Annotated in this window: 14 protein-coding genes; 8 read left to right on the forward strand and 6 right to left on the reverse strand. The window is 61.2% G+C overall.

The genetic code is table 11. The annotated features are described in order from the left end of the window. Window positions 1-2: 2 nt before the first annotated feature. Both EVC45_RS01335 and EVC45_RS01340 read right to left on the reverse strand, forming a co-directional pair. Window positions 3-1,985, reverse strand: coding sequence for a phosphatase PAP2 family protein (locus tag EVC45_RS01335; RefSeq protein WP_129956241.1), 1,983 nt, complete (start codon window positions 1,983-1,985; stop codon window positions 3-5). 663 nt (window positions 1,986-2,648) lie between these two features. Further along, window positions 2,649-2,930, reverse strand: coding sequence for a DUF4148 domain-containing protein (locus tag EVC45_RS01340; protein WP_129956242.1), 282 nt, complete (start codon window positions 2,928-2,930; stop codon window positions 2,649-2,651). Between the two features lie 376 nt (window positions 2,931-3,306). Here EVC45_RS01340 and EVC45_RS01345 point away from each other — a divergent pair, with 376 nt between their 5' ends. Further along, entirely contained in the window at window positions 3,307-4,077 is a 771-nt protein-coding gene (locus EVC45_RS01345; protein ID WP_248294996.1) for a hypothetical protein, read from the forward strand. 63 nt (window positions 4,078-4,140) lie between these two features. After that, on the forward strand, window positions 4,141-4,542 hold the full coding sequence (locus EVC45_RS01350) for a histidine kinase (RefSeq protein WP_129956243.1): 402 nt from the start codon (window positions 4,141-4,143) through the stop codon (window positions 4,540-4,542). Window positions 4,543-4,824: 282 nt separating this feature from the next. Here the strand turns inward: EVC45_RS01350 and EVC45_RS01355 are convergent, their stop codons facing one another. Next, a complete protein-coding gene (locus EVC45_RS01355; RefSeq protein WP_129956244.1) occupies window positions 4,825-5,241 on the reverse strand; it encodes a hypothetical protein in 417 nt (138 codons plus the stop codon). Window positions 5,242-5,691: 450 nt separating this feature from the next. Here EVC45_RS01355 and galU point away from each other — a divergent pair, with 450 nt between their 5' ends. From galU to EVC45_RS01370, 3 genes are all read left to right on the forward strand, one after another. Beyond that, window positions 5,692-6,591, forward strand: a complete 900-nt coding sequence (gene galU / locus EVC45_RS01360) for a UTP--glucose-1-phosphate uridylyltransferase GalU (protein WP_129956245.1) — start codon at window positions 5,692-5,694, stop codon at window positions 6,589-6,591. Between the two features lie 380 nt (window positions 6,592-6,971). After that, entirely contained in the window at window positions 6,972-7,628 is a 657-nt protein-coding gene (locus tag EVC45_RS01365) for a peroxiredoxin (protein ID WP_129956246.1), read from the forward strand. Window positions 7,629-7,685: 57 nt separating this feature from the next. Next, window positions 7,686-8,753: a rhodanese-like domain-containing protein gene (locus tag EVC45_RS01370; RefSeq protein ID WP_129956247.1), complete on the forward strand. Its 1,068-nt coding sequence runs from the start codon at window positions 7,686-7,688 to the stop codon at window positions 8,751-8,753. Between the two features lie 30 nt (window positions 8,754-8,783). On the opposite strand, the gene EVC45_RS01375 is transcribed toward EVC45_RS01370, so the two are convergent. Next, window positions 8,784-9,803, reverse strand: coding sequence for a DMT family transporter (locus tag EVC45_RS01375; RefSeq protein WP_129956327.1), 1,020 nt, complete (start codon window positions 9,801-9,803; stop codon window positions 8,784-8,786). Between the two features lie 447 nt (window positions 9,804-10,250). Between EVC45_RS01375 and EVC45_RS01380 the strand changes: the two genes are divergently transcribed. Further along, complete coding sequence (locus EVC45_RS01380) at window positions 10,251-10,868, forward strand: dihydrofolate reductase family protein (protein ID WP_129956248.1); 618 nt, start codon at window positions 10,251-10,253, stop codon at window positions 10,866-10,868. 70 nt (window positions 10,869-10,938) lie between these two features. On the opposite strand, the gene EVC45_RS01385 is transcribed toward EVC45_RS01380, so the two are convergent. Next, window positions 10,939-11,883 carry a LysR family transcriptional regulator gene (locus EVC45_RS01385; RefSeq protein WP_129956249.1) on the reverse strand — a complete coding sequence of 315 codons (945 nt, stop codon included), beginning with the start codon at window positions 11,881-11,883 and terminating at the stop codon, window positions 10,939-10,941. A gap of 172 nt (window positions 11,884-12,055) precedes the next feature. Here EVC45_RS01385 and EVC45_RS01390 point away from each other — a divergent pair, with 172 nt between their 5' ends. Next, window positions 12,056-13,273, forward strand: a complete 1,218-nt coding sequence (locus EVC45_RS01390) for an FAD-dependent monooxygenase (protein WP_129956250.1) — start codon at window positions 12,056-12,058, stop codon at window positions 13,271-13,273. Window positions 13,274-13,525: 252 nt separating this feature from the next. On the opposite strand, the gene EVC45_RS01395 is transcribed toward EVC45_RS01390, so the two are convergent. Next, complete coding sequence (locus tag EVC45_RS01395) at window positions 13,526-13,861, reverse strand: hypothetical protein (RefSeq protein WP_129956251.1); 336 nt, start codon at window positions 13,859-13,861, stop codon at window positions 13,526-13,528. Between the two features lie 328 nt (window positions 13,862-14,189). Here EVC45_RS01395 and EVC45_RS01400 point away from each other — a divergent pair, with 328 nt between their 5' ends. Further along, window positions 14,190-15,377 carry a TIGR03118 family protein gene (locus EVC45_RS01400; protein WP_129956252.1) on the forward strand — a complete coding sequence of 396 codons (1,188 nt, stop codon included), beginning with the start codon at window positions 14,190-14,192 and terminating at the stop codon, window positions 15,375-15,377. The last annotated feature ends 8 nt before the right edge of the window (window positions 15,378-15,385 follow it).

Consider the following 15,385-nt stretch of genomic DNA (forward strand, 5'->3'; position numbering starts at 1 on the left):
GATCACGAATCGATGTGCACCGACACGCCGCCCGACGAATAGACGGGCGTCGCCTTGTGGCCGTCGACCGTGATCGTCGTGAACTGCTTCGTCGCCCCGCTGCCATCGATCAGATCGATGGTGTCGCCGGCCTTGGGCGCATAACCGTTGACGAACTTCACATGTAGCGTGCCGCCGGCGATGGTCAGCTGATTCCCAACACGCAATTGGCCGGCGCCTTTGCCGTCGATGTCGAGTTCGAGCGTCGTGCCGGCGAGCTGCGTGTACTTGCCGACGATGGACACGGGCGAAGACGCCGCGATGGTGACACCGCCCGCACCCACATACACGTCGCCAGTGCCGAACGCATTGGGGGAGTCGGCCTCGAGCACGCCGCCGCTGACCTGGGAGCCGCCCGACCAGCTGTTGTTGCCGCCGAGCTTCAACGTGCCGCTACCCTGCAGCGTCAACTTCCCCGAGCCGGAGATATCGTTGCGCCACAGATCCGATGCATTGAATCCGCCTTGGGACGCATCCATCGAAACGATCACGCTACCGTAGAACGCACCATACCCGTCCCCGGCTGCAAACATGTTCAGGCGGCCCCAACCTTCCGCGTCGTCCATCACCGGATAGCCGGAAGGAAGCTCGGTCGTTTTGAGCACCACGCGGCGCTGGGCAGCACTCAGATACGGAAAGCGCGTTTCCAGCAACACCTCCGCACCCTTCGGCACGACGGCAGGCGCCGTGGTGGATTCAATCGGCGCAAAGCCGAAGGTCATGCGGCGAGTGAAGTCCGCTTTGTTCGTCGCATAGTCGGCGAAGCGGTCCGTCGCTGCCGTGCCGGAGTGGGCGAAAGCAGCGAAGCTCGTCGAATCGGTGTTCGTCGACTGCATCAGGGCGGCGTGCGCCTGGCTAAATGCGGCGCTCTTCAACGTGGCGTTGCCCGGATCGGAAAGATTGGCGGCCGTCGCCGCAAGTGCAAACATTCGGCCGGCAATGACGTCGAGCGGCGAATGCATACCGGCGAAGATGCGGTTTTCGCCAAGTTCGAGGCCGCGGCTTGCCATTTCCTGGAACCGTTCCGGCAGCACGTAGGCCATCGTCATTGCGTCGCGCATGGCTTCCGCCTCGTGACCGCTGATATATCCGCCATCGGTCGAAGGCGTGGTGCTCTCGGCGGGTACCAGCGTCGGATCCACCACGACACTCGTGCTCCAGCGGTATGGCCGCGCGTATTTGTAGAAACGCTTGGCCGGTTCGGTGGATGCGTTGTTGCCCATGTTGTTGAGCAGGTCGACGACCTGGCCGAAATTGGCGTTGCCGCCACTGCTGCCGACGCCAATGTTGTTGCCGCTGTCGTTGTACAGAACCGTCGTCGCATCCGCCGGAATCGACGTGATGGTCGTTGTCTGCTGCGCCGCCGTGCGCCACGCATTGGTGAGCGGCCCCATGCCATCGGTCACGCTGTAGCCTTTGCCGCGCCGGTCGTCGTAATAGGCCGCATCGGCCTGCGCCTGGGTCCGGTTGGTCGTCTCGGCGACTACGAACTGAATGTTCGCAGCATGCACGGCGCTATTCACGACAGCCCCACCCGGCGTGCCGTCATTCGGTAGTCCTGTCCACGTGGACTGTACGACAGCCGGAAAGGAGCCATTGGCGGGGGCGGAGACGCCCGCATCGACAATCTCGGTCAGCGGTTGCCAGATGTCGAGGAATCGCGAGACGACACGCACGCCCGCATTCGTGGCGAGTGTTGCATATCGCGCATCGCCGCGCTGGTTGGTCGCAATCGTATCGACGAACGCGGGCACGGCGGGGATTGCGGCGTTGTCGACAAAGCCGGGTTCGGCAGGGGGCGCCGGAATCGAGGCTGTCGCCGTTGTCGTCGAAGTATTCGACGCAGTCGGCGTAGGAGAATCGTTGCTGCCGCCGCATGCGGAGAGCGCCGCTACGCTTGCGAGCACCGTGAGGCGCAGAGGGAGAGGGACGCGGAAATGTGGCATCACGAGACATTGTTGTGGTTGTCGGTGGCGTCGCATTGTGCGGGCGAATTATTACGCGATTATTGCGGCGTATTGCGTACTCCTTGGTAGGGGAATGTGTGGCGAGATGGGCAAGCAACGCGCACGAGCATCGCCGACGCATTTCATGCAGTCGGTGCGGATGCTGGCGTCGGCCATGACAAGAGAGCGTGCGGGACTTCCGCACGCGGGTGGCGCTGCGGTTCCTCTATCACCGCGCTCTCCAGGATCGAGTGAGACGGTCGGCTCGCAGAAGGTACCACGCAGCTATCCCGATCAATACAGAGTACATGCCACACAGACGTGCGAACGCCCAGAACTCGTCAGTATGTTTCATTACGGCTCACCCACAATTGCAAAGCGTGCGAAAGACTTTTAATCCACCAGAGGTTGATTCAATGTTGCTTTGGAACGAACGCGACAGGGTGAATGTCTGTCGGACGACCGTTTGGCGCGAGCCTAAAGCCAACCCTTTACCGTCGCAACCCGCCAGACGACGAACGTTACGAGGCCTATCGACGCGGCGGCCAATAAAACTAAATCAAACGAGCGCACTAGCTTTTTCATATCAATGTTGAATCGGACGTTCGACTTCCGCTGCGTCCAAAGCGCGCTTGCGCGGATTGTCGAAGGCTCATTAACACATCAGTGATGGGAGAAAAGTGCCTTATCCATCGGCGTTTCGGTGGACCCGCGATGTCCGGATTGTGAATTCACCAGCGGGCTCGAACCGTAGTCGTTACTCGAACGCGCCTGCGCGGACCTGGTCGCGTCCGGATAGTGCACCTTCGACTGATGCAACGTGCCGTTCTGTTCGGCTTGTGTGACCGACGACTCCACATCGGAACGGGTGACCGGCTGCGCCCATGAGACCGCTGGAATAGCGATCGCGGTCGCAAGGATGGCATGAGCGAAAAGTACTTTCATGAGCTGACTCCGTCGTGAATAGGCAAGCGTCGACTGTTGGATCGGACGACGCTGAGTGCACCGCAGGCGAGAATTGATGTTCATGCTGGCGTAGATCGCGATCAGGTAACGGTCTACGGATCGCCTGGTATTCGGTGCATGAATATCAAGTTACGCCTGCAACCTTAAAAGCCGCTTATCCCGTTCTCGATACTCCGTCTTTCTTTTTCTTTCAATCACCTTCATCGCGTGGGCTTTGGTGTTAAGCGGCAGTTAAGCATTGCTCGACCAGACTTCCCGGCATGGCGATCGAGCCCTCTGTCAGATGTGATCCACATGGCAGGGTGGTGAGGGGGCTGATGCCCGCTATCTTCTGACCGGTATCTGGAGACTGTGAATGCCGAGACTTCCCATCGGGCCGATGAGCCCCATGCTCAATAAGGTTCCGACGGTCACCATGACATTCTGGATCATCAAGATCATGTCGACGACGGTCGGTGAGACCGGCGCGGATTATCTCGCGGTCCACGCGGGGCTGGGCGTCGTATTGACGGACGCCATCATGGCGAGTTTGCTGGCCGTGGCACTCATTACGCAACTCAAAACCCGGCAATACGTTCCGTGGATCTACTGGACGACAGTGGTGCTACTCAGTGTCGTCGGAACGCAATTGACCGACGCACTGACCGACGGTCTTGGCGTAAGTCTTTATCTGAGTTCCGCATTCTTTGCGGTGTGCCTCGCTTCGGTATTTTATGTCTGGTATCGGACCGAGCGAACGCTGTCGATTCAGGCGATCACGACGACACGTCGCGAACTGTTCTATTGGACCGCCGTTCTCGTGACCTTTGCACTCGGTACGGCCGCGGGCGACCTCGCGACCGAAGCGCTCGGGCTCGGTTTCAGCCTTGGCGCTGTTGTCTTTAGCATCCTCCTTCTCGCGATGGCCTGCGCAACACAAATCGGCGCAAATCGAGTGACGACCTTCTGGCTCGCCTACATCCTGACGCGGCCGTTCGGTGCGTCGCTTGGCGATCTGCTGTCTCAGTCACGTACATACGGTGGTCTCGGAATGGGGAGCGTATCAACGAGCATCTGCTTTTTGTTGGTGATCGTCGCGCTCGTTGTCTTTGTCAGCCTCCCGGGAATCCGGTCAGGCCGAACTTGATTTTGGTGCTTCTCGACGAGGTCGGATCCCATGGGGCCGCCTTTTCTCACAGGAGATTCGCAAATGAGATTATCCAGGCTGTCTGCTGCCTCAGCGGCCGCGCTCTTTTCTGTTGGTGCACTCACTGGTTTGGGCTTTGGACATGGCGACAGTCCGTTCCAGGTCATCGCGGCGGCACACGCCGCGACGACCTCAAAGCTGGGCGACCTGTCGCCTTTCAGGGCGATCGTGGTCGACACCGCAAAGTTGGTCGATAAAGGCGATTTAGTCGGCGCGAAGAACCGCATCAAGGATCTGGAAACCTCGTGGGATGAAGCAGAGCCTTCGCTGAAGCCGCGCTCGGCGGCGGATTGGCACGCAATCGACAAAGCCATCGACAATGCCCTCGACGCGTTGCGGGCAAAGACACCCAATCAGGCTACCTGCAGGCAGGCGCTCGCGCAGGTGCTAACGACGATGGGATAGCGTCGGCGCGAAGACCTGAGCAGCTGGATCACCTTGGAGTTATGGCAACGCCGTGCCTCCGGGAGTCCGCATCGACTGTGTCAAAGCCGATCTGATGATGCAGCGCCTGCCTTGGCGCTTGTGTCGTCAGTTGTTCCCATCCGCCCCGCTCCGATAGGTCCTATCTTCACCAGTCCCGGGATTCCGGAGTAGGGTGACCTGATCTCGGGGCGACAGAATTTCCGTGTTCAAGCTGGGTTGAAATTAAACGGTTCTTCCCTTGTTGCCGATCTGTCTCTACGGTCAATAAGTCACTTGAAAAACCAGCAAGCCACCTTTTTCCAGTTCCCGACAGCGGACGTGATATGTCTTCGGCGCCCGTTTGAAGTTGACGTTGAAGTGGATGTAGGGGTCCGGCTTGCGAGTGGCATTCCCCAAGCCTCCTTCATGGGCCGTGGCGGTACATGTCCACGTTGAACCGCTCATCCGTTCAAGCAATGCATGTGCAGACACAATGTTGGGCAGGTTGGCCGCATTGTGCATTTTGTCGGAGCGGCTCAGGAGGGAGTAAATCATGTCAGGCCGTAGTTTTTGATAAGACGGTCCACCCTCCAGCGGGAGGTGCTTTGCCGAAGGGAACTGCTTTCTGCTCTCGTCGTTGAAAAAAACGGACGGCTCGAGGTACTGTTCGAGGACCTTGTTGCGACGCTCCGAGGCCATGCTCAACCTCCTGTCAATCGATTCGATTCATATTGAGAGCCAGACTTTACCGGCGTTCAAAGGCGGAGAAGTCGAAGCCTCGAGTCTCTTCCTTTGCAACGTGTGGTGAGGACTCGGCAAAGCGGTGCAACTTCTTCAGCGCGACGAATAGTCAGGGTAGCTTCGTGCGTTCGGCTTGAGCGGGTGGACTGACGCGGCTGTATCGTGCCGGGACCCAACCTGACCCGCGCCAATCACCGATATCCGAAGCCGGCCGGCAAACCGTGCCATCATGGCGAGCATTCAGCAGACGTTTTCGCGCGGACCGAAGCCGCCTTTGTTGCAAGTGCTTCAGTACCGCGCGCTCCGACGCGCAGCATCGACCGGCCGAAGCGAAACGCCCAGTCGGCGGCTTCCGGCCACGCTGTACAGCAGTGCTGCTTCGTCTACCAGTCGGACGAGGAGGTCATCATGCTCGCAGTTCACAAGGCGGTGTTTCCGGTCGCGGGAATCGACACGCGCTTTCTGCCGGCCACGAAGGCGAGTCCGAAGGAGATGCTGCCGGTCATCGACAAGCCGCTGATTCAATATGCGGTCGAAGAAGCGGTTGCCGCGGGCATCACTGAGCTGATTTTCATCACGGGCCGCGGCAAACGCGTGATCGAAGATCATTTCGACAAATCCTACGAAGTCGAACACGTGCTGCGGGCGCGCGGCCTGCAGAGCCTCGTCGAGCTAGTGCAAAGCATCAAGCCGCCCAACGTCAACTGCATTTATGTTCGGCAAGCCGAGCCGCTCGGTCTCGGTCACGCGGTATTGTGCGCGCAAAAACTGATCGGCGACGACCCGTTCGCGGTCGTTCTCGCCGACGATCTGCTCGAGGGTCGGCCGCCTATTCTCGAGCAGATGGTGCATATCTTCAGCCATTACGATTCATCGGTGATCGGAGTCGAGGAATTCGAAGCGGACGGCGCCTGCTCGCATGGCGTGATCGGCGGACGACACTGGGACGAGCGCGTGATCAGCGTGTCGAGCATCGTCGAAAAGCCCGCTCCGGAAAAAGCGCCGTCGTGCTTCGGCGTCGCGGGGCGCTATGTGTTGATGCCGGCGGTATTCGACCATTTGCGCGCGGTGCGGCCCGGCCCTCATGGCGAGATTCAACTGACGCCTGCCATTCATTCGATGCTCGAAGAGGAGCAGGTGCTCGCCTACGAATTTATCGGCAAGCGCTACGACTGCGGGACCAAACTCGGTTATCTGCAGGCGACCGTCGACTTCGCCCTGCGGCATAACGAAGTGCACGACGCATTCGGGGCGTGGTTGCGCAAGCGCGTGGACGGCGAGACGGGCGCGCCGGCCATCACGCATTAGCGGCACCTATTTAACGACGCAACGGTCTGATCAAATCAGCGCCCGGTAAATCTGTGCGCTGTCGCACACACGCGGGCGCGTCGAATGGTCATGATTTACCGATAAACGTCTTTTGCCTTAAGCCGTGATCCGCGGATGGCAAGCCGGACCGATTTCGACGGGTGTCAACATGGGCGTGCGCATAACGCGCTATATTTGAAATCTCACCGCGCGATGCGGCGATGCGCTACCTGCCGCGCGAGTATGCGCTTCGAAAGCTTCATCAATCGTTGTGAGCTTTGTTGTTGTTCAATCCCGAGATTATCCGGGCCCGTGTAGGACCGCTGCAGACAGGCCTCGCTCGGGTCTTCCGCTTAACCACGACTTCACAGGACGGCAATATGTCACTTCGTATCAATGACACCGCGCCCAACTTCACCGCGCGGACCACGCAGGGCACCATCGATTTCCACGACTGGATCGGCGACCAATGGGCGATCCTGTTCTCTCATCCGAAAGACTTCACGCCGGTTTGCACGACCGAACTGGGCTACATGGCGAAGATCGAGCCGGAATTCACCAAGCGCAACGCGAAGCTGATCGGGTTGTCGGTCGATCCGGTCGAAGACCACGAAAAATGGGCCGCTGACATCGAGGAAACGCAGGGCGCCGCCGTCAAGTATCCGATGATCGGCGACACCGATCTCGCGGTCGCCAAGCTGTACAACATGCTGCCGGCCGACGCGGGCGATACCAGCGAGGGCCGCACCGCCGCGACCAATGCGACCGTGCGCTCGGTTTTCGTCATCGGTCCCGACAAGAAGATCAAGCTGACGCTGACTTACCCGATGAGCACCGGCCGCAACTTCGACGAAATCCTGCGTGTGCTCGATTCGATCCAGCTGACCGCCAAACACAGGGTCGCGACGCCGGTCAACTGGAAGCAAGGGGAAGACGTGATCATCACGTCCGCGGTCAGCAATGACGAGGCGCAGCAGCTATTCCCTGGTTTCAAGACCATCAAACCGTATCTGCGCACCACCAAGCAACCGGGCTGATAGGTGTATAGCGGCGGCCGTTCGCGGCCGCCTCGCCGACTTTTCCAAGGGATGCAGATGATTTTCCGTCAGCTGTTCGATCCTGTTTCGTCGACCTATACGTACCTGCTCGGCGACAGCGGCGAGGCCGTGCTGATCGATCCCGTCTACGAGCAGGTGCCGCGCGATCAGGCGCTGTTGCGCGAGCTGGGCCTGTGGCTGCTCACCACGCTCGATACCCACGTGCACGCCGATCACGTAACCGGCGCATGGCGCATGCGTTTGCGTTGCGGCAGCGAGATCGGGCTTGCCGGGGTCGTCGGGGCGAAAGGCGTGACGCGACCGCTCGCGCATGGCGATCGGATCGACTTCGGCACGCGTCATCTGAGCGTGCGCGCGACACCCGGCCACACGAACGGCTGCCTGACCTACGTGCTCGACGATCAGAGCATGGCCTTTACCGGCGACAGCCTGCTGATTCGCGGCTGTGGCCGCACCGATTTCCAGCAAGGCAGTCCGCAGCAATTGTTCGCGTCCGTGCGCGAGCAGATCCTGTCACTGCCGAACAGCTGCCTGCTTTATCCCGCGCACGATTATCGCGGCATCACGGTGACGAGCGTGAACGAAGAGCGGCGTTTCAATCCGCGCCTGGGCGGCGACGTAGACGTCGGCGATTTCGCCGGCTACATGAACAACCTGAATTTGCCGCATCCGAAGCAGATGGCGGTCGCGGTGCCCGCGAACATGCGTTGCGGGCAGCCGGAAGGCGGGGCCGAAGTTGCGACCGAAACGCCGGATTGGGCACCGTTGACGCTACGCTTTAGCGGCGTGTGGGAAATCGAGCCGATGGCGCTGCTCGAGCATGGCGCGGCGTTTCAGATCGTCGATGTGCGCGAGGCGCCCGAATTCATCGATCGTTTGGGTCATCTGCCGGGCGCAAAGCTGGTGCCGCTGTCGCAATTGACAGGGCGGCTCGATGAACTGGATCGCGAGCAGCCGGTGGTCGCGGTGTGCCGGTCCGGCGTGCGTTCGGCGCAGGCGAGCGTATTGCTGACGAAGGCGGGGTTCGGCAAGGTGGCGAATCTTGCCGGTGGGATGCTGCGGTGGAGGACGGAGGGGTTGCCGGTTGCGTCGGATAGTGTTTGAAGCGGAACCGACGCTGCGGACCCCCCAAACTCAGGCTTGGCCTTGCTGACAGCCGCGGCCCTGACCCAAAGCGGCGCCGGCTCTCGCATGACCGGCGCTGCGCCGCGCCGAGCGCGTAACCAGCCAGATCCCCGCGCAGACGAGCACCAGCGCGACGAGATTCTTCAATTCCATGATGTTCTCGTCCAGACATATCGCCGATAGCACGGTGCCGAACACGGGCACGAGGAAATTGAAAACGGTGACCTTGCCGACCTGGTTGTATTTCAGCAAAAGACTCCACAACGTGAAGGCCACTGCGGACAGCAAAGCCAGATAGCCCAGCAATGCCATCGAACCCAGCGTGAACGTGTGCAACGAACCACCGATCGCGTACCCTGCCGCAAGCAGGACGGCACCGCCAAACCCGAGTTGATAACCCGTCATCACCATGACGTCCATGCTCTGCGAAACGCGCTTTCCGTAAATCGATGCAGCGGAAAGCACGAATGCGGCAACGACGATGAAGCCTTCGCCGAGCAGGGAGAACGCAAATTCGAACAGGCCGTCGCCGAAATTGACGAACATCACGCCGACGAATCCCAGCAGGCATCCAAGGGCCTTGCGTGGCGAGACCTTATCGTTCTTATAGATGAAATGGGCCAGCAGCACGCTGAAGAAGGTCGTCGTCGAGTTCAGGATCGAACCGCGAACGCCGGTCGTGTAGGCGAGACCGATATAAAAGAAAACGTATTGAATGGCCGTTTGCGTGAAACCCAATAGCATCAGCTGTCCGCTGTTGCGGCGATTCAAATCGAAAACCGGCTTCTTCGAGAAGGCGGCGAGTATCAGCAACAACAGTCCCGCAAGCACGAACCGGTAGCCTGCGAAGATCAGCTTTGAGGGAATATCGTTTTGCGTGATTCCGAGTAAGGCGTAGCCGATTTTAATTGCCGGGTATGAACTGCCCCAAAGCAGGCAGCATACGGTCGCCAGGATAACGAGCACTTTCGGTTGGGTGAAAAACCGCGCGGAATCGCGCGATCCGGTTATTGCTGAAGGCACGGACATATTTCGAGTGATGTTGTCTTTGTGCACCGTGTGGGTGGACCACACCAGTGCTTTTTATTGCTGTACTGCCTTTCTGCTGTTCGGCGATACCGAATGAAGGCTTTGCGAAATTATACGCAAATGCAAATGTAATGTCAGGCAGCACTCACCGACAGCCATCGGCCATCGATCGAAATGCCACGGGCGACCGGACGTTACGCCGGCTGCTATGTGCGCATCACTGTGTCGGGCGATCTTCCGACCATGCGCTGGCGAGTGGTGCGCACCTTCACACCTGCGGCGCAGGCACCCGTGGGTTCGATCATTGTGCGCCGATCGCGCGATGCTCGCCCGCATGGCTTCACGCGTCGATCGGTCATGATGGAAGCGGACGCCGATTGTCGATCCGCACGCGATTCGTTCGTCGTATGGATGAAACCGATCAGATTCATCGACCAGGAGCACATCATGCGCAAGCACATCGTTTCCATGTTCCTCAGCCTCGATGGCGTCACGCAATCCCCCGGCGCGCCAACGGAAGATCCCAGTGGCGATTTTCGCCTCGGCGGCTGGACCGTCCCTTACGCGGACGAGTCCAGCGGTCAAAACGTGCGCGAGTTACTCGCGCAGCCGTTCGAGTTGCTGCTAGGGCGTTGCACGTACGACATATTCGCGTCGTATTGGCCGCACGTACCGGCCGATTCACGCAGCCGCGGCTTTGCCGACAAGCTCAACCCCGTCGCCAAGCACGTGGCGACGCATCGACCCGACACGCTCGATTGGCACAACAGCCATGCGCTGAAGGGCGACCTGGCCGACGCGGTACGCGCGCTAAAACATCAGGACGGTGCCAATCTGTTGACGTTCGGCAGCGGCGACATGGTGCGCCAGTTGCTCGCGGCTGGTCTCGTGGACGAACTCCGGTTGCTGATTTACCCCGTCATGCTTGGGCACGGCAAGCGCATGTTCGGCGACGACGCGCTGGCGTCCGCCTTCACCCTCGCACACGCGACGAGCACGCCCCGCGGCGTGCTGATCACTCGCTATACGCGCAACGGCGAGGTGCGCACCGGGACGTTCGAGTAACTCGAATCACACGCGATGCGGACGGTGCGCGCGAAGCCTAAGCCTCGGACCCACGCTTGCAAACCAGGCACTACGTCTTCTTCACGTCCCGCGCCCGCCTGCCAGTCGTCACCGAATCCGCGAACAGATCGACGACCACCTCGCGCAGCCAGCGATTGCCTTCGTCCTGATGGACCCGCTCGTGCCACAACAAATGGATCGGCGCGGCGGGCAGCGTCATCGGCAGCGCGCGCAGGCTCAGCGAGAACGGCGTGGCCAACTCCAGAGCGAGGCGCTCGGGCACCGTGGCGATCAGATCGGTACGTTGCAGGATGTAGCCCACGCTCATGAAGTGCGGCACCGTCAGGCGCACCTGACGCCGCACGCCGCGCCGTTTCAGCCATTCGTCCACCTGACCGTGGCCGGTGCCGGCCGACACCACCACCAGATGTTCGGCTTCGCGCCACGCGGAAAGCGTGAGCGGAGCGTCCTCGAGCGGGTGGCCGCGTCTGAACAGACAGACGTAGCGCTGATCGAACAGACGTCGCTGATAGAACCCCCCCTTCAACTGCGGCAACAGGCCGATTGCCAGATCGACGCGGCCTTCGGCCATCTCGTTGCTCAGATTGACGCTCGTGTTGCGTACCGTATTCATCGCGATGCCGGGCGCGACGCGCGACAATCGTTCCAGCAGGGCGGGCAAAAACACGACTTCGCCGATGTCGGTCATACCGATCGTCATGGTTCGCATCGCTCGCAGCGGATCGAAGCCCGTCACCGGATTGAGCGCGGCGTGCAGGGTGGCGAGCGCCTGCGAGACCGGATCCGCGAGACGCAGCGCGAACGGGGTAGGTACCACGCCGCCCGGCGCCCGCACGAACAGCGGATCGCCCAGCAGGCGGCGCAGCTTCGCAAGCGCATTGCTGACGCCCGGCTGGCTCATGTTCATCTGCTCGGCGACCCTCGCCACGCGCCGCTCCTGCATCAGCCGCTGGAACAGCAGCAGCAGGTTGAGGTCGAGATCGCTCAGTTCCATGGTTTCGGCATGACCTAAGGTCATTCATTTCAGTGATGAAGGAGATTCATTTCATCTTATTGAGCAATGAAGGTCTAGTGCTGAAAATACCGACACGGTATCCGCATGCAGCGCGCCGACCGCGCGTTCCACAGCGACCCGAATCGAGAAACCCGAAATCGGAGACACAATCATGACCCGGATGAATCTGAGCATCGCGATCGTCGGCGCTGGCATCGGCGGCCTGACGCTGGCGCTTGCACTACGCGAACATGGCATCGATGCGCAACTCTACGAGCAGACCGACGAGTTGCGCGAAGTGGGCGCGGCAGTCGCACTGTCGGCCAACGCGACGCGCTTTTACGAGCGCATGGGACTACGCTCCGCGTTCGAAAACGTGTGCGCGGAGGTGCCCGGGCTGATCTATCGCGACGGCCGCAGCGGCAGTGTCATTGGACATCATCGCGGCATGCCCAGCTATCGCGAGCAGTTCGGTGGCTCGTATTGGGGCGTTCATCGCGCCGATCTGCAGGCGGTGCTGTCGAAGGCCGTCGGTCTCGAGCACATCAATCTCAGCCATCGGCTGGTCGATCTCGTGCAGCATCCCGATCGCGTGACCCTCGCGTTCGACAACGGTCGACGCATCGACGCCGATCTCGTGATCGGCGCCGACGGCGCACGCTCGATCACGCGACGCTGGATGCTCGGCTACGACGACGCGCTGTATTCCGGCTGCTCGGGCTTTCGTGGCATCGTGCCGGCCGAGCGCATGGACCTGTTGCCCGATCCGGAGACGATCCAGTTCTGGGTCGGCCCCGGCGGCCATCTGCTGCATTATCCGATCGGCGACAAAGGCGATCAGAACTTCCTGCTGGTCGAGCGTCATCCGTCACCGTGGCCGTCGCGCGACTGGGTCATGCAGTCGACCGAGGGCGAGCAGCTGCGCCTGTTCAAGGACTGGCATCCGGCCGTCGTGCAGATGATCACGGCCGTGCCGATCAGTCAGCGCTGGGGCCTGTTTCACCGTCCGCCGCTCGGCCGCTGGAGCAAAGGTCGCGTGACGCTGATCGGCGATGCCGCGCATGCGCTGGTGCCGCATCACGGCCAGGGCGCCAACCAGTCGATCGAGGATGCCGTGGTGCTGGCCGCGCAACTGGCCAAGGCGGGCGCGGGCAACTGGCGCGAAGCGCAGGAAGCCTACGAGCGTCTGCGCCGGGGCCGCACGCGCAAGGTGCAGTACGCGTCGATCACCACCGCGGACGTGCTGCATCTGCCGGACGGACCCGCCGCGCAGGAACGCAACGCGCGACTAGGTGCGCGCGATAGCATGCTGCATCACCTCGACTGGATTCACGACTTCGATGCGCTCGCGCAGGAGCCGAGCGAGCGGCAAGGGGGCACGTGGCTTTGAGCCTCTGTGTGAGGCTGCAATAGAGAGGCGCTTGGCCGCATGCTAATGCCGGACGCCGCGATCCTTCAATGGGGAGGATCGCGGCGCCAGCGAGTCCGGCGCCACACATGCCATAGTGGTTGTCGGTGCGGCGCTAAAGCACCCTGGTGCCGGTAAGCTGATTCGACAGGCGACTAGTGATGGTCTCGACCATCTGTTCAACCGGAAGTTTAGCTGTATCGTTCGCGGCTGACCTGTCATCCTTACTAGCGGTTAATGGCCGGTAGCGGCTGGCGACACCACGCTCGGGGTCGCCAGCGTGTTGTTGGTCTTGGGAGCCGGGGCGGTGTCGGACGTCGAACCGGTGTTGTTGCTCGGCAGGCCCGAGTTCGGCGCTCTGGCGCCCATGCCGCTGTCCGAGTTGGTGGCGCCAGGCATGCCGTAGCCGCCCGTGGTTGCGCCGTTCATCTGGTTCGACGGACTCGCCGTGCTGCCGGCGGTGCCGGTCGAACCGCTGCCGTTCTGGCCTCCGGCCGCCTGCGCATAAGCGCCGCCAGACAGCGAGAGTGCGGCGACGGCCGCGACTAATGTGATGGTTGCCTTGTTCATGATCCGCCCCTCCTTAATTGAACTGGAAGAAAGACGCAGACAGTTGCCGCCTGCGCTACAGAAGTGCCGCAATCAGCGTGCCGCGCGCTTTTGTCGTACCGAAACGACCGGCGTCACACGGAGCGGGCCGTATCAGTCACGTAGTGCAGCGGCGCCGCCTCGGGCAATTTCGACGTGGGCCGCAGGCGGGCGCTTTTATCCAGACGAGTTCAGCCGTTGCGATCGCACGAGATCTGCCACGAAATAAGCCCCTCTCCACCGGAATAAACGCCGCGCCGTCCTCGTTCATTGACCGTGAGGTCCATTGGGCAGAACAAGGAGTGCGGTCATGAAGTCTCTACTCGCTCTATTCGGCGTCGTCGCGTGCGGCGCGGCCGTCGCGACTCTCGTGTCATGCGGCGGCGGAGATGGCGGCGGTGGCTCGAGTTCGAACGGCGCAAGCCAACTCATCCAGTCGTCGTTCGCGGTGACCGCCCTCGTATCCGATGGCGCGTTGCCCGCTGCGCATCCCGACGCAAATCTGAAAAACCCTTGGGGCGTCGCCTTCAATCCCAAAGGGTTCGTCTGGGTCGCGGACAACGGCTCCAATGTCGCGACGCTCTATGACGGCAATGGCGTGCCGCAATCGCTGATCGTCACGATACCCGATGGCAAGAACGGATCGGCATCGCCCACGGGCGTCGTTTTCAATGGAACGCAAAGCTTCCTCGTCACGGAAAACGGCAAGTCTGGCGTCGCTGCATTCATCTTCACGGGCGAAGGCGGGACTATCACCGCATGGGCGCCCGCGGTCGGGCCGACCAATGCGTTCGTTATGTACGACGACGGCACGGGCGGCGCCGTCTACAAGGGTCTCGCGCTCGCTGCGACGAGCAACGGCAACTTCCTCTACGCGACGGACTTCCACAACAACAAGATCGACGTCTTCGATACCAAGTTCACGAAGGTCGCGATGCCCGGCGGCTTCAAGGACCCGGCGATTCCAGCCGGTTTTGCGCCGTTCGGCATTCAGGCGATTGGCTCGAATCTGTTCGTCACCTACGCGATGCAAGACACAGCCAAACACGACGACGTCGCGGGCGCGGGACTCGGCATGGTCGACGTGTACGACACCTCGGGCAACCTGAAGCAACGCTTCGCGACAGGCGGTCCGTTGAATGCGCCGTGGGGCATTGCGCAAGCGCCCGCAAACTTCGGCTCGATGGGCGGCGCAATCCTGATCGGCAATTTCGGCAATGGCATGATCAATGCGTTCAATGCATCGAGCGGGCAGTCGATGGGGCAGGTCAGCGGCCCGAACGGCAGTCCGATCGTCGAGCGCGGCTTGTGGGGCATCGCGTTCGGCAACGACCTCAGCAATCAGCCTTCCAGCACGCTCTTCTTTGCGGCGGGGCCGAATGACGAAGCCGATGGCGTCTACGGAAGAATCGATCTGAATACGATGTCGAGCTCAGGCACGACCACGGGGACGAACACAGGTTCGAGCGTGGGCGGAGGGATGAGCATTGGAATGTAGCGCTGAAC

It is taken from the genome of Paraburkholderia sp. UYCP14C (genome assembly GCF_004197395.1).
Taxonomy (GTDB): Bacteria; Pseudomonadota; Gammaproteobacteria; order Burkholderiales; family Burkholderiaceae; genus Paraburkholderia.